The following is a 23,402-nucleotide window of genomic DNA, read 5'->3' as shown; positions in this document are numbered from 1 at the left end:
ACCTTAGTAGCAATCTCTTATAGGAATAAAAAATGTTTATGCCAAAGCGTGCTCTTATTGCGAGCGCCATTTCAACAGCCCTGTTTGTAACACCAAGCTATGGTGACGATAAAATCGACGACACATCTAACACAGATTTTGAAGTGATTGTTGTCAGTGGCAGTAAAACGGAAAAACCGCTAAAGGATGTTGCAGGAAGCATATCAGTTATCACTGAAGAAGATTTAGAAAAACAATTGGTTAACGATATGAGCCAATTATTTAAGTATGACCCAAGTGTACAAGTAACCGGTAACACTGGTAGCGCACAAAACTTTATCGTGCGCGGTATGGGTGGCGATCGCGTCTTAATGATCAAAGACGGCATGCGTATGAATGAAGGCTATGGCGCCAATGGCTTAAATGACATTGTGGGTCGTGGCTTTATTGAAACCGACACCTTAAAACAAGTAGAAGTTGCTAAGGGTGCATCATCTTCCCTTTACGGCTCAGATGCCTTGGGCGGTATTATTGTTTTTACTACCAAAAATGCTTCAGATTACTTAAAAGACGGTGAAAAATTCGCTGGCAACGTTAAAGCTGGTTATAGCCATGATGGTAAGCAAAGTAATGTAGGTGCAACCTTTGCTCTCGCCACAGGCGACTTTGAACAAGTACTAAATTTAGGTTACCGCACGGGTGAAGAAGCGCAAAACTATTATGGTACAAAACCTGAGTTAGATATTGAATCCAATAGCATTTTTTACAAAGCTAACTATAACTTTAGTGATACAGACACACTAAGTTTTACTGCGGATATTTGGAACCAAGATGTTAAAGGCGATACCGCTTATGGTTTGTTAGAATACTTCCGCGATTTAGACGGCTATGAAGTCCTTACTGAAAACAACACCAGTGATAAAACTAACCAATCTTTCCAGTTAAGATATCATAGCGAAACATCAACTGCCCTATACGATATTCTCAATGTCTCTGTTTACCTCAACGATACCGAGCAAGAAGATATTGAATATGGGCAATTAGATATCGATGCTAACTTTGGCTTCCCTATCGTTGAAATTCGCGACATGTACAAAACCGCAGTTTACGAGCAAGAAACCAAAGGCTTCTTATCAAACGCTAGCCTAACCTTAAACGATATGCACACCCTAGGTTATGGTTTAGATATCGAGACATCGCAGTCATCACGTACTGAAGTTAAGCTATACGCAGTTGAAGGCACACCTAAAGATGGCTACCCACAAGAAACAGATAAGTTTCCTACAACAGATGTATTTCGTGCGGGTTTCTTTATCAATGATGAAATTTCATTACTCAACGGTGACCTAACAGTTACACCGGGTGCGCGTTTTGATATGTATGAAATGGACCCGAACGGTGCAGTAAAAAAAGATGGCGAAGCATTTAAAAAGTTCGATGAAAATCATGTATCAGTCAACCTAGGTGCTTTATATAAATTTACTGAAACAATTGCAGGTTTTGCCCAATACGGTCAAGGCTTTAAAGTGCCTGCTTATGATTTAGCCTACATTGAACACGACAATTCAATTTACGGCTATAAGATAGTGCCAAGTGATGATTTAGCACCAGAAGAAAGTGATACTTTCGAACTTGGTTTACGTGGTCATACAGGTGATTTCTTTTTCCAAGCTGCAATTTACTACAACAAATTTGACAACTTCTTAGCAACTGAGCTGATTGATATTGAAACAGCAATTAACCGTTACACAGGTCAAGAGACACAAGTGTTAGTGTATCAATATCAAAATATCGATTCAGTAACCTTAAAGGGCATTGAAGCAGCAGTTCGTTATCACATTGACGATAACTTCTCAGTATTTGCCAATGCTGCTTATCAAGATGGCGAAGATGATGAAACAGGTGAATACCTAAGTAGTATTTCACCGTTGTCAGGTGTTACAGGTATTAGCTATGAAAATGATGCGCTATCTGCTGAATTAATTCTAAACTGGGCAGATCGCATGGATAAAGTAAACGAAGGTAATTTAGAAATTGCTGGCTACGGCAGTTTAGATTTCTTAGCAAGTTATGAATTTACTGATAACTTAAAAGTTAACTTGGCGGTAACAAACATTACCGATAAAGAGTACGTTCAGTATATTAATGGTGCTAACCATAAAACAGCAGCAACCTTAAATGATGTGACTGAGCCAGGTCGAGGATTCTCAGCTACTATACGTTACGCATTTTAAAAGCTAGCTCCCCGCAAATAAAAAAGCTGAATAGCAAACTATTCAGCTTCAGACTGATGACAAAGTCCTAGACAGTAGTCTAGGACTTTGATCTAATAAAAACATGGAAAATTACAAAAATTAACCATGTTAAGAGAACCTTCCCCGCAACAACATGAACTCGAAATGGTCACGCTAGACCAGTTAGTTCCAGCCAACCATCTAGTTCGTAAACTCGATAAGTATATTGACTTTGAGTTTATTCGAGATGAAGTCAAAGACTTATATTGCACTGATAATGGTCGTCCTCCGGTGGAGCCAGTCCAGCTATTTAAAATTATGCTACTTGGGTACTTATTTGGTATTAAAAGTGAGCGCCAAATCATCAAAGACATCGAAGTAAATGTCGCGTATCGATGGTTTCTCCGCATGGGGCTTACCGAGAAAGTTATCGATGCCTCAACACTTAGTCAAAATCGTATTCGTCGTTTCAATGGCACAGATGTATTTGAACGTATATTTAATCACATCGTCCAACAAGCCATTAAACATGGTCTAGTTGGGGGCAAAGCCTTATTCACCGACAGCACACACTTAAAAGCAAACGCCAATAAACGAAAGTTCACCAACAAGCTCAAACCCGTCTCAACCAGTGCCTATATTAAGCAAATCAACAAAGCTGTGGAGGCAGACCGTAAAGCGGCTGGAAAAAAGCCACTCAAGGATAAAGGCTATTGTGAGATAAAGCGGAATAAGGTAAGTAAAACCGATAGTGATAGCGGTTATATGCACCGAGATGAAAAGCCAAAAGGTTTTTTCTACCTAGACCACAGAACCGTAGATAACGACTATAACATTATTGTAGATACGCATATTACGCCAGGTAATGTCCACGATTCTCAACCATACATTGCTCGCCTTGATGCCATTGAAAATCGCTTTGCACTATCCCCTGAATTTGTTGGTATTGATGCAGGCTACTTCACAGCGCCCGTCTGTTTTAATCTGGAACAACGTAACATCCAAGGGGTGTTTGGTTACCGTCGTCCTTCACGAACGAAGAATGCCATTAAGAAAAAGCACTTCAAATACGACGAGAAAGCAGATACGTATACCTGCCCGCAAGAGCAAACGTTAATCTACTCGACCACCAGTCGAGAGGGTTACCGAGAATATCATTCTGACCCCAAGGTATGCGTTAATTGCCCTCAATTAAAAGATTGCACTAAGAGTAAAAGTCATAAGAAAGTGATAACACGCCACGTAATGGCTGCGAGTCAAGATCGGGCTAATGAATTTCGCTTAACAAGCCTTGGTAAATACCTTTACAAACGACGATGCGAAACCGTTGAAAGAAGTTTTGCTGATGCAAAGCAACACCATGGTCACAGGTATGCAAGATACCGAGGTAAGCATAATGTTCAAATGCAAGCATATATGGCTGCGGCAGCACAAAATATGAAGAAGATAGCAATGACGCTATCAAATATTCCCCAAATAATGGCAATCTAAAAAGGATAGCCCTTTAAAAGCTCAATTCGAGACATTAACACGCCAAATAGGGAAGATAAGCCCCAAACAAGTCCAGAAAAACCAAATAAAATAGAAAAGACGTGGCTAGAAAAATATCGAGATCGCAGCCTACGGCTGCTCATAAAAGACAAACCCCGAACAGAATGACGGGGTTTGTCAGTAATCTGAAGCTGAATAGCAAACTATTCAGCTTTTTCGTAACTTTAACGGTAAAGCTTAATGCTCAAAGGCTATTTGCTGGGCTTTATCATCACTGATTTGTATTTCAGTATACCCTGATGAGTCACGCTGATCCCAAGTAGACTTTTGTTTGCGCTCAAATTGTTTTCGATAATTCACTAACCTATCGTCAACCACTTGATAGAAAAATGTCATTGACTGATTTATCGATAGTTTAAAGAAAATATAAATACTGCCCTTACCATCAAAGCTAAGCTTAGATTGTACCGGAACCCCCGCCTCATCAATCACTACGCTATAATCGCCTTTAAAGTCATCAACATAAGAGCGTACTTCTTTGTCAGTTATTATCGCTTCTAGTGGCAAATCAAAATGTAGCTCTCGCATTTCTTTGCCTTGATAATCAATCACCTCTTCTCGACTAAATTGCGCTTTGTTTAACGAGCGACGCAAATGGGCTGCTGCCGATAACATATTACTCAACTCGCCGGCATCAATATCATCTATAGCATTAAGGGTTGGCGTATTCGCCTCTTCATTATTTTCTTTTTCATTTTCTTCTCTGGCAATATTAGCCAGTGTTTCACTGGAATAAACAACCTGTAAGCCATTGATATCATCAATCAACTTGACACTAGCATAGCCATTGGTTTTCTTTATTTTCTTTTTACGGCCGCGCTCTTGTTGATAAGCGGTTTCCAAGGTACCAACAATGGTACTTTTGCCATTTAGCTTGTCTAAAGCATTATTCAAATCGGTTAAACCGTCTGCCATAACAGGCAAAGATAGCGCTAGCAGCGATGCTGCCACACAGGTAATTAATCTATTTAAACTCATTTTAAATCCATTCTTTTCATTATTATTAAAATACTAGCACGCTCTAAATATTACGGCTTGTGCTAAACCGTTAGTAAATGTGTATAGCGCTTCATATTTTAATTGTAGACCTATATGCACCACAAACATTCAATAGCCAAAACCTATCAAATGAATAAACACTAACGATTATACCTATAACAATTAACTCGCTAATATGAACTCAACTTAAAGCACAGACCAAAAGAAACCAGGCAAGCTTTAAATTAACTTAATCATTTAACTATTTGATAAATAATCGGAGTTCACTATGACACAATCATTAATCAACACTAAATTATTACCATTTAACGCAACTGCTTTTCATAATGGCGATTTCATTGAAGTAAGCGAAAAAGATGTTGCCGGTAAATGGTCGGTATTCTTCTTCTACCCAGCAGACTTTACTTTTGTTTGCCCTACAGAATTAGGTGATATGGCAGACCATTACGCGCAACTTAAAGACATGGGCGTTGAAGTTTACTCGGTATCAACTGATACCCACTTTACCCATAAAGCATGGCACGACAGCTCAGATACCATAGGCAAAATCCAATACCCTATGATTGGTGACCCAACAGGTAAAATTACCCGTAACTTCGGTGTAATGATTGAAGAAGATGGCTTAGCACTTCGCGGCACTTTTGTAGTAAACCCTGAAGGTGAAATCAAGGTTGCTGAAGTACATGACTTAGGTATTGGCCGCAGCGCAGCAGAATTAGTACGCAAAATTCAAGCAGCGCAATATGTTGCCAATCACGACGGTGAAGTATGCCCTGCAGCATGGCAACCAGGTGCTGAAACACTTGCTCCATCACTTGATTTAGTCGGCAAAATCTAAGCCCAAATCAACGCCCTAAAACGCAAGCCTTACCCTTAAGGCTTGCCTTTACAACGCTTTCTTATAAAGGTAATTCAACATGTTAGATACCAACTTAAAAAATCAATTAAACGCTTATTTACAGAATTTAAACTCTGCGGTTGAATTAGCAGTGTTTCTAGATGAAGGCGTAAAATCAAAAGAACTACAAGCATTAGCGCAAGAAATTGCCACCATGTCACCATTAATCACTATGGTAGAAAAACAAGATATTAATGAACGTACTCCGTCTATGTTAGTGCGCTCAGTTGCAAACAACACTGAAATTCGCTTTGCTGGTGTACCTATGGGTCATGAATTTACTTCGCTTGTTATGGCACTGCTACACAGCGGGGGCCACCCAATTAAATTAGATGAAGAAATCATTGAGCAAGTAAGACAGCTTGAAGGCGAATTTAGCTTTGAAACTTACGTATCACTTAGCTGTCAGAACTGCCCTGATGTGGTACAAGCCTTGAATATGATGGCAGCAATCAACCCAAAAATAACCAATGTAATGATTGATGGTTCGGTCTTTTCCGAGGAAGTCTATCAAAAAGATGTCTTATCTGTGCCAGCCGTTTACTTAAATGGTCAAGAATTTAGCCAAGGGCGCATGACGATTACCGAGATTTTAAAGAAAGTTGATACTAATGCTGATGCCCGTCAAGCGAAGAAAATAAATGAAAAAGAAACCTTTGATTTATTAGTAATTGGCGGCGGCCCTGCTGGTGCTTCTTCAGCCATATACAGTGCTCGCAAAGGCATAAAAACCGGCGTGGTTGCTGATAGGTTTGGCGGTCAAGTACAAGATACTATGGCGATTGAAAACTTTATCTCAGTTAAAGCGACTGAAGGCCCTAAATTAGTGCAAAGTTTAGAAGCACACGTTAATGATTATGATGTTGATGTGATGAATGGTCAGCGCGTAAAAAACATTATTGAAGCTGAGGTTAATGGTGGCTTGATCACAGTAGAGCTAGAAAACGGCGCAAGTTTACAAACCCGTTCAGCCATATTAGCAACAGGCGCAAGATGGCGTGAAATGAATGTGCCAGGCGAGCAAGAATACCGTGGTAAAGGCGTGGCCTACTGTCCGCACTGTGATGGCCCTTTATTTAAAGGCAAATCAGTCGCTGTTATTGGTGGTGGCAATTCAGGCATAGAAGCCGCAATTGATTTAGCGGGTATTGTAGAACATGTCACTGTACTAGAGTTTGATAGCAAGCTAAGAGCTGATGCCGTATTACAAGACAAAGCACGTTCAATGGACAACATCTCTATTATAGTGAACGCACAAACCACTGAAGTTCTAGGGAATGGCAAACACGTTACCGGCTTAAACTACTTATGCCGTGAAAGCCAACAAACAAAACAGCTAGCGCTAGCAGGTATATTTGTACAAATTGGCTTAGTACCGAATACCCAGTTTTTACAAGGTACGGTAGCACTAAACCAGCGTGGTGAAATTATTACCACAAGTTCAGGTGAAACCAATATACCTGGAGTTTACGCTGCTGGTGATGCAACTGACAGCCCATATAAACAAATTATTATTGCTATGGGCAGTGGCGCTAGCGCTGCCTTAGGTGCCTTTGATTATTTAATCAGAACGCCTGAAGTTAGTAATACAAAAGTCGCTTAGTCACTAATAGCTATTCTCTTGCATTCCTTAACAATTTAAATGGGCTTTTCATGGTTATGATTAGCCCAATTTCATTAGCTTGGTACATACTAGCCGTCCGCTAAACTACGACCATAAACACTGCATCTAAGACAAAGTCTCTATAAAATAGCTTTAAACGCTATTTATAATAACCTGCATCTACTTGCTTTTTACTAAATGGCACCACTTCAAACGCAGGGTTGAATTCCACCAAAGAGCTTGCCAACTTCTCTACGGCACTTTGATCACCTTTAAAGTCAATTTTCTTTTGCTCAATAAGTTGAGCTAGTGTGGCTTGACCAAACAGAATTTGCTTAAAGGCGGCGTCATCCAATACTAACTCAGCGTCTGCGGCTTTCGCTTTATCTAATTGAATATTACTTAAATTGCCATTAGACATTTCCACATAGTAATAATCACTGGTTCCCTTTAAATTAATACTCATGGTAAACGGTGTATGTTGTGCTTTTAACGAGTCAACTTGAACTGCAATAAAGTCAAGTAACATACCTATATCCATTTCAGAAACAACATCCGCAGATGCAGATTTTGGTGCTCCAGGCGATACTTTGCCTAAGCGCAACTCTTGAGCCCCCGTTAAGTATATGTTGCGCCAACCAGCGCCTTCTGCTTGGTAGCCAAGTTGCTCATAGGTATCAGCGAGCAATTTCCTTGCCAGCATGTTATCTGGCTCTGCCATTACCACCTTATTGAGTGCTGTTGCAACAAAGCGGTATTCTCCATTATTAAAGTCTCTTGTAGCCTTTGATAATACCGCTTTCCCTCCCCCCATATATTCAACAAACTTTTTCGCTTCTGCTTTTATTGGTAACGGATTAAGATTTGCTGGATTCATATCAAAGTAGCCTAGGTACATATTGTACACAGCTCGGGCATTATGGGAATAAGTACCATGATAGCCATTGGTATGCCATGACTTAAAAATACTCTCTGGCATGACTTTATAGATTGCATCCCCCATATCTTGCAGCACATAACCATTATTTGCCAAACGTAATGTTTGGTTATGGGTAAAGCCATAAGCATCACGTTGCATTTTCAAATATTCTTGAATTTCTTGGTTGCCCCAGATAGGCGAAGAATGTGAACCAAAAAGTGTTTCAACATCATCACCGAAATAATGCAACATTTCATTTATCGCTTTTGACCATTTCAATGAATCACGCACTTTAGCACCACGCAATGTATAAACATTGTGCATTCCATGATAAGTAACTTCACCTGTCCATAACGCTTTCATTGAAGGGATATAAGTCACCATTTCCGATGGTGCTTCTGTACCTGATGCATCTAAAAATACCATTTCGATGCCATCAATAGTCAAAGTTTCTATTTTACCTTGATGATTTAATTCATAGTCGGGTTTCACATAGGTTATTTCACCATAAGCAATCCCTTTAGAAAGTGCGGCATCTACTATGCCCTGTTCGCTACGTTCTAATGTTGCTCCATATTGATAAGCAGCACGACGAGACATGGCATTACCTGCTAAGACGTTTTCATCAACCGCTTCTTTAGTGATATTTTTTGAGCCATATACTTTTACCTCAGGAAACGCTTCTTGGATCGCTCGAGCTCCACCAAAGTGATCAGCATGTGAGTGAGAGTAAAGCATAGCAACAATAGGTAACTCTTTACCTGTTGGTACATTTTTAAAGAAAAACTTAAGGACTTGCTCAGCGGCTTCTTTTACCGTCAGTACATCATAAACAATCCAGCCAGATTCACCTTTAATAAAGGTTAACGAAGCTAAATCAGCACCACGAACTTGATAAACCTTACCAGGCAATACTTCATATAGACCTTTAGCTCCTTGATTTAACACGGCTTGACGCCAAAGTGATGGGTTAACGGTTTCTGGAGCAGCATCAGCACTATCTAAGTCAATAAAGTTAAAGCTATTACGAATAATATCACCAGTTTCTTGGTCAAACTCAGCAACTAACCCTTTATTATCATTTTCAAAGGCTCGCATATCATTAAAGTTAAGCTTAGCGGCAAGGTTTTTGTTTGCCTGTATTGTAGCGCTAGTCGCTGGCTTTCCATTAACATTTTTTAGATTTAACGCGTGCTCATCTGCACTTGCGTACGTTGAAGATAGCGCTATTGATATAGCCATTACTGTAATTTTTCTATTCATTCCTTGTCGCCTTATTGTTGTTACACTTCAATAATACTACTAAATTTTCCAAATCAACTTAAGCTATTTCTATACGATAATCATCTGAGTAATGCAATAGTCGCTATATAAAACTCTTCATATAAAACAATGCCAAGGAAGGCACGTTTTCAACTTACACTTTTTAAACAAACTTTGTTGGAATTTGATCAACTTAAAGCCATCTCATATGTAACAATACTTATCACCGAAAGATAAAATTTCCCTATTAAGTTCAAACTATTATAAGAAATTTTCAATGTCAGCTTCAAAGACCCTAACGCCGACTATTCCACTATGGGCAAGGAGAATTAAATGAAAAAAGCTATTTTTTTACCTGTCATATTATTAGCCTCCAGCTATGTACATGCACAAGATGAAATCCAATGGGACAACGCCTCGGTTTCTTATTTATCCTCTGATGAGGGTGGTAGAAATTTCATCCGCTGGGATAACGCATCAATTTCTTATCTATCCTCTGATGAAGATGGTAGAAGCTTCAGTGGTTACGCAATAGCAGGGACAAAACTCTTCAGTGAAAACTTTTTTGTTACAGGTCAATATTCTACTGTTTCAGATAGTGTCGGCCTGCCAGGTGATAAATATGACTTAGATATTAATAGGTTTTCAATTGGACTAGGTTATCGTTATACATTATTTAGCAAGACTGATATGTTTGCGGTGCTATCATACCAAGATAAAGAAGTTAAAGGCTCTGGTTTAATCACAGGTGCTGATGAAAACTATAATGGTCAAGCATTAATGCTGGGGATTCGCTCTTTGGTCACCGATAATATCGAGTTAAGTAGTTCAATAAACTATTCAACGCTGCCTTACACTTCTAAAGGTGGCTTTAATGTCTCAGCCAAGTATTACTTTACTCATAATTTTGCCATTGGTGCAGGCTATGAACAGCTTGATAATATTGATACCTTAAGCATTTCAGCTTCTTACTTTTTCTAATAAATGAGCATGCTAATAGCTCAATTAAAACTAGGGTTAACTCAACAAGGTTTATAGGTTAACCCTTGCTATTGAACTTTTAATAGATTTCACCACTTCTCGAACACAGGCTAAGCGAGAATAACCTGAACGCACTACAAGTGATATTTGCCTAACCGGTTGTGGCTCAGTAAAGCCTATATAATTTATCATATTTGAGTTGGCTAAGTTTAAGGTAGCCAGTTTAGGCAACAAGGTAATACCTCGGTTACTCGCCACCATATAACGTAAGGTTTCTAAGCTGGTGGCGCGAAAGCTTTGATCTTCTTTCACTCCTGCCATAAAGCAATAACCCATCGCCTGCTCTCTTAAGCAATGACCATCTTCTAGGGTAAGCACTTCAAACGCCTTTAGCTTATCAAAACTTAACTGTTTAGTATTTGCCAGAGGGTGTTTTGGCGAGGTTGCCAACACCAGAGGCTCAGCAAATAAGTCATAACGCTCAAATGATGCCATTTCCTCAAGCCAAGGTAATATCAGGACATCAAGCTTGCCTTCTTTTAACTCTGTTAATAAATTCTGGGTTTTATTCTCATGAAGGAAGAAGTCAATATTTGGCAGGTTTTCATTGAGATCAGCCATAATGTGTGGCAATAAATATGGAGCAAGTGTAGGAATTAAACCAATATGAAGATCGCCTGCCAAAGGATCTAACAACGCCTTAGCAGCTAGTTCAAAGTCATCTGCAGCTTGTAATACTTGCCGAGCTTGCCCTAATAATTGCTCGCCTGCTGGCGTTAACATAACCTTGCGAGTTTCGCGCTCCACTAAAGTCAAACCAAGTTGCTCTTCTAGCTTCATTAATTGCCCGCTTAAGGTTGGCTGACTCACAAAACACACTTTTGCCGCTTTACCAAAGTGCTTATGCTCGGCAATAGCGGTTAAGTATTGCAAATCTCGCAGCTTTATCATAGCCAAATCCTATCAGTTAAATACAAACAATCAATTTTATCTATATTAACAAGCCATTTATGATGAATACATAACTTTTTAGCAGATTTAATCCATAACTTGCCTTCAGCAAGCAGCCTAGAGGAATAAGCACATGACCAAGATGAATTTACTAGCACTCGCCCAGCAGCAAAGTACAACAGTGTCAACCAACACACCACTAAGTGACATAGTAGCCACACTCAGCACTATTGCCATAAACTCACTACCCGTGCTTAATGAGCAGAAGCAGTTAGTTGGCCTAGTAAGCGAGCAAGATTGTCACAAGGCGTTATTGATGAGTAGTTATCACTGTGATAAACCCGTAACGGCTATTGATATTATGCAGCAAAATCCATTGACCATCACAGCGCAACAGAGTATCGCTGATATCGCCATACAAACAGTCGAGTTAGCACAAGATAGCTTTCCACTCATTCACAAGGATCATTTTGTTGGTTCAATTAGCCGAACAAACATTTTATCAGCGCTTAACAATAGCCTTTCACTGTGCAGTTAAAGCTATGAGGTTATTCACCGCACAAAAAAACAGGCCTTATAAAAGGCCTCAGACTGATGACAAAGTCCTAGACAGTAGTCTAGGACTTTGATCTAATAAAAACATGGAAAATTACAAAAATTAACCATGTTAAGAGAACCTTCCCCGCAACAACATGAACTCGAAATGGTCACGCTAGACCAGTTAGTTCCAGCCAACCATCTAGTTCGTAAACTCGATAAGTATATTGACTTTGAGTTTATTCGAGATGAAGTCAAAGACTTATATTGCACTGATAATGGTCGTCCTCCGGTGGAGCCAGTCCAGCTATTTAAAATTATGCTACTTGGGTACTTATTTGGTATTAAAAGTGAGCGCCAAATCATCAAAGACATCGAAGTAAATGTCGCGTATCGATGGTTTCTCCGCATGGGGCTTACCGAGAAAGTTATCGATGCCTCAACACTTAGTCAAAATCGTATTCGTCGTTTCAATGGCACAGATGTATTTGAACGTATATTTAATCACATCGTCCAACAAGCCATTAAACATGGTCTAGTTGGGGGCAAAACCTTATTCACCGACAGCACACACTTAAAAGCAAACGCCAATAAACGAAAGTTCACCAACAAGCTCAAACCCGTCTCAACCAGTGCCTATATTAAGCAAATCAACAAAGCTGTGGAGGCAGACCGTAAAGCGGCTGGAAAAAAGCCACTCAAGGATAAAGGCTATTGTGAGATAAAGCGGAATAAGGTAAGTAAAACCGATAGTGATAGCGGTTATATGCACCGAGATGAAAAGCCAAAAGGTTTTTTCTACCTAGACCACAGAACCGTAGATAACGACTATAACATTATTGTAGATACGCATATTACGCCAGGTAATGTCCACGATTCTCAACCATACATTGCTCGCCTTGATGCCATTGAAAATCGCTTTGCACTATCCCCTGAATTTGTTGGTATTGATGCAGGCTACTTCACAGCGCCCGTCTGTTTTAATCTGGAACAACGTAACATCCAAGGGGTGTTTGGTTACCGTCGTCCTTCACGAACGAAGAATGCCATTAAGAAAAAGCACTTCAAATACGACGAGAAAGCAGATACGTATACCTGCCCGCAAGAGCAAACGTTAATCTACTCGACCACCAGTCGAGAGGGTTACCGAGAATATCATTCTGACCCCAAGGTATGCGTTAATTGCCCTCAATTAAAAGATTGCACTAAGAGTAAAAGTCATAAGAAAGTGATAACACGCCACGTAATGGCTGCGAGTCAAGATCGGGCTAATGAATTTCGCTTAACAAGCCTTGGTAAATACCTTTACAAACGACGATGCGAAACCGTTGAAAGAAGTTTTGCTGATGCAAAGCAACACCATGGTCACAGGTATGCAAGATACCGAGGTAAGCATAATGTTCAAATGCAAGCATATATGGCTGCGGCAGCACAAAATATGAAGAAGATGGCAATGACGCTATCAAATATTCCCCAAATAATGGCAATCTAAAAAGGATAGCCCTTTAAAAGCTCAATTCGAGACATTAACACGCCAAATAGGGAAGATAAGCCCCAAACAAGTCCAGAAAAACCAAATAAAATAGAAAAGACGTGGCTAGAAAAATATCGAGATCGCAGCCTACGGCTGCTCATAAAAGACAAACCCCGAACAGAATGACGGGGTTTGTCAGTAATCTGAGGCCTTATAAAAGGCCTGTTTTACGCTATCACTTACTGGGCTTAACTCGGCTGCCCTAAACCGCAAAGGGGTATTTTATAGCTTCATGACACTGATACCCTTCCACTTCAAAATCATCCATAGTCACCCAAGTTTCTAAATCTTTCAGGGTTTTGATATCTGGATTAATATTTAACTTGGGCAAAGGTAAAGGCTCACGTTTTAGCTGCACATCGCGCATCAACTCAAGTTGATCTTCATAAATATGGGCATTAACAATTTTATGATAAGCCATACCGGCTTTTTTACCGGTAATTTGCGCTATCAAAGCTAAGAAAGTAAACACTTGAATTTGATTAAAGTTAAGCCCTAAAGGCACATCACATGAACGCTGAAAGCTCGTCAAATACAGAGTATCACCTAATAAAGAGAAGTTGTGAGTATGCATACATGGGCGCAAACAGCCCATATGAAATTCTCCCGGATTATAAAAGGTCATGATTTCTGCGCGATCATCAATACCATTTGTCAGGTTATCAACAATTTTTTGTAGCTGGTCTATAGTGCCGCCATCTGGTTTAGCCCAAGCTCTACCTTGAATACCATAAACTCGCCCCATATCATCCTCGCCTTTACGATGAGGATTGTTCAGCCATGACTCATTTAAATTAGCATTAGCATCCCATGTTTTCGTACCTAGTTTGCGAAAATCAGCCGCATTATCATAACCACGAATATAACCTAAAAACTCAGCAATCGCTGATTTAAAATAACTCTTACGCGTGGTGATCATCGGAAATTCATTAGCACCAACATTGTACTCCAGATCGGCATTAATTACCGTTAGGCAACGCTTACCTGTGCGCTCATTTTCAACCCAAGTACCTTCATCGATAATTCGTTGGCATAAATCTAAATAAGCACGCATTATTTCGCTCCTTTTAGTGTTTGTTTTTCTTTTTGATTACTTGAACTACTCGAGGCAATATTAGCTTTCTCTTGGTGTAAATAACCAATATAGATAATGGCAATACCGGCAAGTATCATAGGAATACTTAAAATTTGCCCTTTGGATATAAATGAAAAGTACAAACCTAAATGCGCGTCTGGCTCCCTAAAGAACTCAACAAAACTTCTAAAGACACCATAGCCAATTAAAAACGCACCGGATGCTAAACCTAAGGTTCTTGGCTTACGCATAATAATAAAGAGGATAGCGAATAAGACCACACCTTCTAAAAAGAACTCGTATAACTGCGAAGGGTGACGCGGCACTTGCAGCGGATCCGTTGGAAACACCATAGCCCAAGGAACATCGGTTTGACGCCCCCAAAGCTCAGCGTTAATAAAGTTACCTAAGCGTCCCATACCTAAACCAATGGGCACAAGTGGCGCAACAAAATCGCCCACTTGCAAGAATTTTTTCTTAGTCTTACGGGCAAATAAATAAATAGCGAAAATAACACCAAGTAAGCCACCATGAAATGACATGCCTCCTTGCCATATTTTCAATAAATACAGAGGGTCAGCCAAAAAGTAGTCAAACTGATAAAACAGCACATAACCAAAACGACCGCCTAAAATAACCCCTAAAAAGCCATAAAATAATAAATCGCTGACCTGCTCTCTTGTCCATAAGCCATTACTTTTATCGGCCGCTTTATTGGCAATAAACATGGCGGCAATAAAACCGATTAAGTACATAGTACCGTACCAACGCAGCGCAACAGGGCCTATACTGAAAATAACCGGGTCAATAACGGGAAATTGTAAATACTGATCTGACATGTGATTTCCATAAACATACTAAGTTTGAAAACTTAATAAAATGTGAGTATTAATATCGCAAAAACTGCCACTGATTATACCGATTTAGCGACGAATGTCCTTAGCTTTACCTGCTATTTTTGTAAATGTTTACATCGAGCAGTACTTAAGAAGCAATCATTTCAATGGCAACAAAAATCAAGAACACCGCAAAACATTTTTTCAGGGTTTTAACTGGCAATTTACTGGCAAATTTAACCCCTAAAGGCGCAAGCATTGATGAGCTAATAATAACACCTAGCAGTGCCGGCAAATATATATAACCAAGGCTCCATTGTGGTAGCGCATCTTGACTTAACCCGGTAATGATATAACCAAGTGAGCCAAAAAGTGCCACCAGCACACCGCATGCGGTGGCTATACCTATGCTATGCCTTAATGGCATACCAAAATAACTCAATGCAGGCACCAAAATCGCACCGCCAGCCATGCCCATTAAGCTAGCAATAATTCCCGTTAGCCAACTTATGCCTTGTAACACTAACTTTGACGGTAATTCACGCTCTTTTTGACTAGAGATTGATAGCAACATATAAGTTGCTAGTAAAATAACTACAGAGGCAAAAAAGGTTTTTAGAGCTTGCGTTGATAAAGCATCAGCAATAAATGCCCCCATTAACGCGCCAATTGCCACTAGCATCATTAAAGGCTTAGCCAAATGCCATGGAATATTATTATTCTTATGATGCGCCAACGCTGCGCTAGAAGAAGTAATAACGATTGCCGCTAAAGATGTGCCTAATGCTAACGGCATAACTACAGTTTCATTCACCCCTAATTGAGGTAATAAATACACCAAAGCAGGTACAACAATTAAGCCACCACCTATACCTAATAGGCCGGCAAGAAAACCCACCACTGCGCCTAAAGCAATGCAGGATAAAAAAACAATGAATATCATAGAGGTTGTAATTTATATAAGGATCAGAAAATGCTAAAAACCCGCACGAATAAAGCCACCTAAGCCTAGCTGCTCAAGCTGCTCATTCAAATAATCGTGAACTTGCTTAACGGTACTGAGAGTTAGCACGTGAGCTAATATTGCTTGTGCCTGAGAAAACTGCACATGACGAATAATCCACTTTATTCGCGGGACATTGTGAGCGTTCATGCTCAGTTTATCAAAGCCCATTGCCAGCAATAATAACGCCCCAGAGGGGGCTGAAGCAAGCTCACCACATAGACTAATTGGTACTAACAAGCGCGCAGATTCTTGCGCTATGTTATTAAGGGCTCTCAGCACTGCCGGATGAAAGGCATCATATAAATTAGACACTTGGCTGTTATTACGATCAACGGCCAATAAGTACTGAGTTAAGTCATTACTACCGACAGAGAAAAAATCAACACGCTTGGCTAAATCTTCTAATTGAAAAATAACCGACGGCACTTCCAGCATGATACCAATTTTAGGTCGAACTAATTGCTGAGCAATCTTCTCAGCTTTTAACTCTGCTTTCTCATCAGCAATTAACTGTTCTAAAATATCTGCTTTTAATTCCGCTTTAAGTTCAAAGTATGCTTGATTAATCAACCTGATAGCTTCATCAACTTCTTCAACACTGGACACCATAGGCAGCATAATTTCTAAGTTACCTAGCCTTTGGTTGGCTCGCATCATAGCGCGCACTTGCACTAGAAAAATTTCCGGGTGATCCAGTGTAATACGTATACCGCGCCAACCTAAAAAAGGATTATCTTCTTGAATAGGAAAATACGGTAGCGATTTATCTCCGCCAACATCAAGGGTGCGCATAGTAACCGCATGTTTTGGAAAAGCGCTCAGAACATCTTTATAGAGCTTAGTCTGCTCATGCTCAGAGGGAAAACAACTGCGATTCATAAACGGAATTTCAGTACGATATAAGCCAATACCCAGAGCGCCTAACTTAGACGAGTGCTCAACACCTTCTGATAAACCAGCATTAAGTTGTAACTCAACCGCACGGCCATCAGGTGTAATACAAGGCTTATTGGCAACCTGCATCACCTTTTCAGTTAAGGCTTGCTCTTGATTTAATAAATGCTGATATTCGCGGCGTAATACCTCATCAGGATGAATATAAAGCTCACCACTGTAACCATCAATAATGGCAAATTGCTGATGTAATTGCTCTATGGCCACTAAATTAACGCCCATAATGGCAGGAATATTTAATGAGCGTGCTAAAATAGCCGCGTGAGAGTTATTAGAGCCAGATAAAGAAATAATGCCTTGCAAGCCTTTATGCTGATATTCAGCAAGCATAGATGCCGTCACATCTTGCGCAAGCAGTATAAAATTATCAGGTAAATGTAAGGTTTCTTGCTCTTGTTGCCTAAGGTTGAGTAGCACTCGGTTGCCTAAATCTCTAATATCACTGGCACGCTCTTTTAAATAGCTATCTTCAATGGCTTCAAACTGAACAATATAATGCTCTACTACCAGCTTTAAAGCACTACCTGCTCGCCAACCTAAGGTGATTTTCTCTTTTATCTCCTGAACTAAACCTGTTTGTGCAAGCAACTGCAAATAAACATCAAAAATAGCTAAACTATCGTCTTTAATAAACAAGCTTAATTTATCACTTAACTGCTGAAAGTCTTTACGGGTTTTTTCTATAGCTAATTCAATACGTTGATGCTGTTTTACCGTATCTGCGCTTTTCTTTAACGCTACGGTGCTAATATCTGCTTGTGGTTGACACAAAACTATCGAACTCATCGCTATACCAGGCGCACCAGCAATGCCCTGCAATTGAGTCACTCGATTACTTGTTTCTTGCTGACTACTTAAAAGCTGCTTTACTTCGGCATTGGCAATAGCACTGGCTAGCTGTGCTGATAAGGTAACTAAAAAGGCTTCTTCGTTTTCAGAAAAGTGTCGCGCCTGCTTTTGCTGAATAGTCAAAATGCCAAGCACTTTGCGTTGATGAATAATGGGCGTGCCTAAAAAAGCATTAAGATCATCTTCTTGTACTTCGGGTGCGTGAATATAATCATGGTGTTCTTGGGCATTAGCAATATTTAATGGCTCTTCCCTTTGACCAACCAAACCAACTAAGCCTTCAGAAAAACCTATGCAGGTCTGCCCTAGCGAATCCTTTGCTAAGCCATCTGAGGCCATCAATAAAAAATGTTGGTAATGATAATCAGCTAAATAAATAGAGCAGCAATCAGTTTGCATGGCACGTTTAACTTGGCTCACCATACGCTGTAAAGCTTGCTGTAACTCATCTTCTTGGCCAAATTCTAAAACTATTCTACGCAGTGTTGATAACATTTTACTCCTTAAATGCTATTGGGGAATATTTTCCACTTCAGGCAAAAAAATAGCCTACAACTAAATTCTTTCAGAACTAAGTGTAGGCTATTAACTGTTAAACTATCATAGTAATAATGAGTGTTTAGGCGCGACGTTTACGCCTTTCATGACGTCTTTCCTGAGATGATGACATAGCCACATGGGCAAACTCTTTCATCACTTTACGGTAAACATCACGTTTAAAGGAGACAACTTGTCGTACTGGGTACCAATAACTCACCCAGCGCCAATCATCAAACTCAGGATGATTGCTATGCAACAAATTTATAGCTGACTCAGGTGCGGTGAGTTTAAGTAAAAACCATTTCTGTTTTTGCCCAATACACACAGGTTTTGAATCATGCCTTATAAAGCGCTTTGGTAATCTATATTTCAACCAATGTTTTGTTGATGACAGCACTTTTACATGCTCTGGTTTTAAGCCAACCTCTTCATATAACTCTCGATACATGGTTTGCTCGGCTGATTCGCCTTCATCAACGCCACCTTGCGGATACTGCCATGAATGTTGTCCATGACGTCGTGCCCAAAATACTTGTCCCCTGTCATTAATTATTACTATGCCGACATTGGCGCGATAGCCTTCGGCATCGATCACAGGAACTCCTGACAAACTTAAAAATTAGTTACTTAGATTCAACCACATTAACTGGAGTTGAGCAAATGTTAACTTTGATTTTTTTCGTTGTTAACAACATAATACGCCAACGCGCCATAACTATTTAGCATATCAACAACATTCTGTATGAATATCCCGCAATCTGAACAAGAACTTCTCCAACGCGCACAAAACCTAGCAGGGTTAACCTTAGCTGAAATTGCCAAGCAAGCAGACATAGCTATGCCAAAAGATTTAAAGCGCAATAAAGGTTGGATCGGTTTATTACTAGAACATGTGCTTGGCGCAAGTGCAGGTTCAAAGCCTGAGCCAGACTTTCCCCACCTAGGGATAGAATTAAAAACCCTGCCCATCAATGAGCAGGCAAAGCCACTAGAAACCACTTTTGTTAGTGTTGCGCCACTTACTGGCCTAGTAGGGATTAACTGGCAAAATTGCTATGTAAAAAAGAAACTGGCTCGCGTGCTCTGGGTGCCTGTTATCAGTAGTGCCAGTATTCCTTTAGCTGAACGTATGGTGGCTACGCCGTTTTTATGGTCACCTAGCCCAGATGAAGAAGCTTTACTAGCGCAAGACTGGCAAGAGCTTACCGATATGATAGTACTTGGGGATGTGGAAAACATTCACGGCAAACACGGCCAAGTCATGCAGCTTAGGCCAAAGGCTGCAAATAGCAAAGCGAAAACACAAGCATTTGATCGTAATGGTAAGCCCTTTATGACCTTACCTCGTGGTTTTTATTTAAAAATTAACTTCACACAAATGTTACTTCACAAGTATTTACGCGTAAATTAATGCCTTAACGTTTTAATGAATGAACTTTAATATGCTGCTGCATAACCGCTGTCTGTCCTGCCTCAATCTGCTGCCAATTGGTATTAGCCGCTTCTAAACAGACAAACTCGTGCTCACCGCCAGCGTGAATATCAGTCATAGCACTTGCCGTCTCAGTGCCAGGATTCCAAAGCACCCACTGAGAAGTGTTACTGTGTATCTCAATTTCTCTTTGCCACACTTTATCCTGCAAAACCATGGTATTACCACTGTGATAAATTCTATCTATTGGTCCTTGGCAATTTGGCAAAGACGCTTGGCTTTGTTTAAGCCCAGTTAATTTATCATCAAACGCAACGCCATCGAGGCGTTCAATAACAACATGTTCAGGGTGACTAACGTAAAAATAGCTGTGCAAGGCACCAGTATATTCTACTGGCTCATTGGCTAAATTAGTCATGATTAAACTTTGCTTAAAGTCTTTACCTAAAATAAAGTCCTGCTGTAAATGGCATTTATGTGGCCAAAGCGAGTGCTGATTTTCCCCTTGAAAGCTTAAACTAAGATAGACAGCCGTTTCATCAGCAGAAATAGCACTGACCTGCCAAGTAACTTGTCGAGCAAAGCCGTGGTTGCCGGCCTTTTGCTGCGCTGTTTGCTTATTATTTTCACCAAACCAAGGCCAGCATAGCGGAATACCACCACGAATAGCTTTGCCGGGTTCAAACAAAGAATCCTTACTTAACCAAAATAATTCTTGAGTGTTGCTTGGCTTATAGCTAAGTACTTGCCCAGCATATAAGCTTACTTGAGCGCTACAATGCTCATGTTCAATAGATAATAACTCAACGGTCTCATTAAGCACTGTTTTGGTTATTCGTGCATATTCATTGGAAAATAATACTTCACTCATCGCAGACTTCACTTTGCTTGAAATTTAGCTATTACTGATTACCACGCATATTAATGCTAACTTTTAATGATAGAAAGCATAAAAGCTTTCAGCCTTAGCAAACTAAAAATTCTTACCTAGTGATAAAAATACCGTACTTTCACCCTCAGAGGCGTAACCTAAACCTAATACCGCGGGGCCAAAGCTGGTATCGGTTCCCAAATATAAGCTACCCGAGGTAATAAGATCATCAAGCTTGACGCTTTCATTGATTTGCCAAACATTACCCGCTTCTATGCTAGCGCCCAAATAAATTGGCAATCCTGAGCCTCCGGGTACTTCGCGTCCTAAATCATATTGATAAGCTATCGCCGCAAACGCTTTATGAGCACCAATAAGGGCATCTTCTCGATAGCCAGATAAATTTAAAAAACCGCCCAACTCAGAAACGTGCACGGTAAAGTCAGTATCATTTTCAACCGTGGCAAATGAGGCTATCCCTAAAAATGAATGACCACGAACACTGACGGCTCCATGCCAATCAAGGGTAATTTCTACCGAGGTATCATCAACTGCCGAGGTTAATAATGGTGAGTAGCTATCTTCGCGCCACAGTACTTCAGCGGTGAATTTGCCGCCATTGGTAGGAAAGTTAATGCTATTTAATGAGTCATAAGCAAACTTAGCATAGCCACCATAACTGTCGTAGTCATAATCCCCCAAGGTTTCAGTATCTAATGATAAATCACCTTTTTCACCAACCACACCTAACTCAAAAATACCATTAAAAGAGTAATTGAAACCGGTACCAAGTTTAACCAAGCCATACTTATTAGTAATTTTAGTCTGCCGCTTTTTGGTCCTTTCCCACTTTTCTTGAACATACTCGGCACGAGCAATACCATAGTAGCGTTGGGCTTGATCTAGTGGTTGGTAAAACTCAGTAGCAAAAGCCGTTTCCCAGCCTAACATAAGCTCATTTAACCACTGGCCACCATTAGGGGTAACATCCGTAAGTTTATAAGCCATATTCAAGGTGGTAACTGAATGCTCAGAGAAGTCTGTTTGCAAGCTAAAGCCGAAATCAAAATAATTTGGCCCCCATGATTTTTCTTTGGTGTATAACTGTAAAATACGACCTTCATCAGTATCGACAAACTCAACACTAACTTGTTCAAACTTATCAAGGGCATAGACACGATCAATAGCAAGATCTAACGCCTCTTTACTGATAGAATCACCAAGCGCAATATCAAAATGTTGCGCAATAATATTATCAGGTACTTTAGAGGTGTTTTTATACTGAATTTCAACAACTTTTTTCGGCAACGTCTTAAACCAACGTGCCGATTTTTGCTGCTTATCAGTCAAATATTGAGCAAATTCTTGTTTACTTACGCTTAATGAGGTTAATTTCGCTAAATTATTCAGCGCTTCCTTTTCACCTAACTCTAGCGCCACAGGTAAAATAGACCAGTCGGTTGTACTTAAATCATCAATTGCTGGGCGAATTAGAATATCACGCTCAGGCGATAACAGCGCTTTTTGAGCCAAGCTAGTATTATTGGTTAAAATGGTAGATAACTGATTTAAGACCGCCACAGTACTGGTTAATTCGCTTTGCTCTGACAAAGAAGAGCCAATATCAACGGCAATGACAATATCTGCCCCCATTTGCTTGACCACATCAATCGGCATATTGTTGGTAATACCGCCATCCACTAGCATCTTATTATCAATTTCAACCGCGGCAACTATACCCGGCACCGCAGCCGAGGCTCTCATCGCTTGGTTAATACTACCGGATGCTAATATAACAGCTTGTGCGGTTGCAATATCAGAAGCGACAGCGCGATAAGGAATAGCTAAATCATCAAAACTATCAAAATATTCAATGGTATCAGTAGATTGTCTGAGTAACTGGTAGGCACTTTGCCCTAATAATAAGCCATGCGGAACTTTAAACTCACCCTCGCTATAACCTAAACGAATGGCAAGGTTATATTTATCACGCAATTGCTTATCCATAAACTGCAATGACTCTCGAGGAATAGTATCTGAGTAGCCATCATCCCAAGGCAAGTTAAGCATAATATCTTCAATATCTTTTGCTGAATAACCCAGTGCATACATGCCGGCAACATAAGCACCAATACTAGTACCAACAATATAATCAACAGGAATATTGTGCTTTTCTAATACCTTTAAAACACCAACATGAGCAGAGCCTTTGGCACCACCACCACTTAATACTAGCCCTATTTTTTTTCTTTCTTGCGCCTGCAAGTTAGTAGAGCAAATAAAAAAAACGACAATTAAAAGAGAGGAAATGAAACGCATGCTTTATCAACGGCGGTTAATGATAAAGCTATAGTAAAGTTAGGGTATTGATAATTCAAGCCTTATCAATA

18 protein-coding genes are annotated in these 23,402 nt (G+C 40.0%); 8 read left to right on the top strand and 10 right to left on the bottom strand.

Going from position 1 to position 23,402, the window contains the following annotated elements:
- The first annotated feature begins 32 nt into the window (after nucleotides 1-32).
- Nucleotides 33-2,213: a TonB-dependent hemoglobin/transferrin/lactoferrin family receptor gene (locus EMK97_RS18155; protein WP_130604183.1), complete on the top strand. Its 2,181-nt coding sequence runs from the start codon at nucleotides 33-35 to the stop codon at nucleotides 2,211-2,213.
- Between the two features lie 126 nt (nucleotides 2,214-2,339).
- Nucleotides 2,340-3,704 carry an IS1182 family transposase gene (locus tag EMK97_RS18150; protein WP_130598330.1) on the top strand — a complete coding sequence of 455 codons (1,365 nt, stop codon included), beginning with the start codon at nucleotides 2,340-2,342 and terminating at the stop codon, nucleotides 3,702-3,704.
- Between the two features lie 237 nt (nucleotides 3,705-3,941).
- On the opposite strand, the gene EMK97_RS18145 is transcribed toward EMK97_RS18150, so the two are convergent.
- Entirely contained in the window at nucleotides 3,942-4,742 is an 801-nt protein-coding gene (locus EMK97_RS18145) for a hypothetical protein (protein WP_130604182.1), read from the bottom strand.
- 289 nt (nucleotides 4,743-5,031) lie between these two features.
- Here EMK97_RS18145 and ahpC point away from each other — a divergent pair, with 289 nt between their 5' ends.
- Both ahpC and ahpF read left to right on the top strand, forming a co-directional pair.
- Nucleotides 5,032-5,601, top strand: coding sequence for an alkyl hydroperoxide reductase subunit C (ahpC, locus tag EMK97_RS18140; RefSeq protein ID WP_130604181.1), 570 nt, complete (start codon nucleotides 5,032-5,034; stop codon nucleotides 5,599-5,601).
- A 79-nt stretch (nucleotides 5,602-5,680) separates the two neighbouring features.
- Complete coding sequence (gene ahpF / locus EMK97_RS18135; protein WP_130604180.1) at nucleotides 5,681-7,264, top strand: alkyl hydroperoxide reductase subunit F; 1,584 nt, start codon at nucleotides 5,681-5,683, stop codon at nucleotides 7,262-7,264.
- 160 nt (nucleotides 7,265-7,424) lie between these two features.
- Here the strand turns inward: ahpF and EMK97_RS18130 are convergent, their stop codons facing one another.
- Complete coding sequence (locus EMK97_RS18130) at nucleotides 7,425-9,446, bottom strand: alkyl/aryl-sulfatase (protein ID WP_130604179.1); 2,022 nt, start codon at nucleotides 9,444-9,446, stop codon at nucleotides 7,425-7,427.
- A 333-nt stretch (nucleotides 9,447-9,779) separates the two neighbouring features.
- Between EMK97_RS18130 and EMK97_RS18125 the strand changes: the two genes are divergently transcribed.
- Nucleotides 9,780-10,427, top strand: coding sequence for a porin family protein (locus EMK97_RS18125; protein ID WP_130604178.1), 648 nt, complete (start codon nucleotides 9,780-9,782; stop codon nucleotides 10,425-10,427).
- Nucleotides 10,428-10,478: 51 nt separating this feature from the next.
- Here the strand turns inward: EMK97_RS18125 and oxyR are convergent, their stop codons facing one another.
- Nucleotides 10,479-11,378, bottom strand: a complete 900-nt coding sequence (gene oxyR / locus EMK97_RS18120; RefSeq protein ID WP_130604177.1) for a DNA-binding transcriptional regulator OxyR — start codon at nucleotides 11,376-11,378, stop codon at nucleotides 10,479-10,481.
- A 133-nt stretch (nucleotides 11,379-11,511) separates the two neighbouring features.
- Between oxyR and EMK97_RS18115 the strand changes: the two genes are divergently transcribed.
- On the top strand, nucleotides 11,512-11,916 hold the full coding sequence (locus EMK97_RS18115) for a CBS domain-containing protein (RefSeq protein ID WP_130604176.1): 405 nt from the start codon (nucleotides 11,512-11,514) through the stop codon (nucleotides 11,914-11,916).
- 126 nt (nucleotides 11,917-12,042) lie between these two features.
- Entirely contained in the window at nucleotides 12,043-13,407 is a 1,365-nt protein-coding gene (locus EMK97_RS18110; RefSeq protein WP_130604175.1) for an IS1182 family transposase, read from the top strand.
- A 244-nt stretch (nucleotides 13,408-13,651) separates the two neighbouring features.
- Here EMK97_RS18110 and EMK97_RS18105 read toward each other — a convergent pair whose 3' ends face one another.
- The 5 genes from EMK97_RS18105 to rppH all read right to left on the bottom strand — a co-directional run bounded on the left by EMK97_RS18105 (nucleotide 13,652) and on the right by rppH (nucleotide 19,304).
- The gene (locus EMK97_RS18105; RefSeq protein WP_130604174.1) at nucleotides 13,652-14,503 is read right to left on the bottom strand and encodes a thymidylate synthase; all 852 of its coding nucleotides are present in this window, start codon (nucleotides 14,501-14,503) and stop codon (nucleotides 13,652-13,654) included.
- Nucleotides 14,503-15,363 carry a prolipoprotein diacylglyceryl transferase gene (gene lgt, locus EMK97_RS18100; RefSeq protein WP_130604173.1) on the bottom strand — a complete coding sequence of 287 codons (861 nt, stop codon included), beginning with the start codon at nucleotides 15,361-15,363 and terminating at the stop codon, nucleotides 14,503-14,505. The genes EMK97_RS18105 and lgt overlap by 1 nt, the downstream gene beginning before the upstream one ends.
- A gap of 145 nt (nucleotides 15,364-15,508) precedes the next feature.
- Nucleotides 15,509-16,303, bottom strand: coding sequence for a sulfite exporter TauE/SafE family protein (locus EMK97_RS18095; protein WP_130604172.1), 795 nt, complete (start codon nucleotides 16,301-16,303; stop codon nucleotides 15,509-15,511).
- 33 nt (nucleotides 16,304-16,336) lie between these two features.
- Nucleotides 16,337-18,664 carry a phosphoenolpyruvate--protein phosphotransferase gene (gene ptsP / locus EMK97_RS18090; protein WP_130604171.1) on the bottom strand — a complete coding sequence of 776 codons (2,328 nt, stop codon included), beginning with the start codon at nucleotides 18,662-18,664 and terminating at the stop codon, nucleotides 16,337-16,339.
- A gap of 124 nt (nucleotides 18,665-18,788) precedes the next feature.
- A complete protein-coding gene (gene rppH / locus EMK97_RS18085; protein WP_130604170.1) occupies nucleotides 18,789-19,304 on the bottom strand; it encodes an RNA pyrophosphohydrolase in 516 nt (171 codons plus the stop codon).
- A gap of 147 nt (nucleotides 19,305-19,451) precedes the next feature.
- Between rppH and mutH the strand changes: the two genes are divergently transcribed.
- A complete protein-coding gene (gene mutH / locus EMK97_RS18080) occupies nucleotides 19,452-20,120 on the top strand; it encodes a DNA mismatch repair endonuclease MutH (protein WP_130604169.1) in 669 nt (222 codons plus the stop codon).
- A gap of 4 nt (nucleotides 20,121-20,124) precedes the next feature.
- Here the strand turns inward: mutH and EMK97_RS18075 are convergent, their stop codons facing one another.
- Nucleotides 20,125-21,012, bottom strand: coding sequence for a D-hexose-6-phosphate mutarotase (locus EMK97_RS18075; RefSeq protein WP_130604168.1), 888 nt, complete (start codon nucleotides 21,010-21,012; stop codon nucleotides 20,125-20,127).
- A 102-nt stretch (nucleotides 21,013-21,114) separates the two neighbouring features.
- Entirely contained in the window at nucleotides 21,115-23,331 is a 2,217-nt protein-coding gene (locus tag EMK97_RS18070) for a patatin-like phospholipase family protein (protein ID WP_130604167.1), read from the bottom strand.
- Nucleotides 23,332-23,402: the final 71 nt, after the last annotated feature.

The organism is Litorilituus sediminis (assembly GCF_004295665.1).
Taxonomy (GTDB): domain Bacteria; phylum Pseudomonadota; class Gammaproteobacteria; order Enterobacterales; family Alteromonadaceae; genus Colwellia; species Colwellia sediminis.
This window is presented reverse-complemented; position numbering and strand designations above follow the sequence as displayed.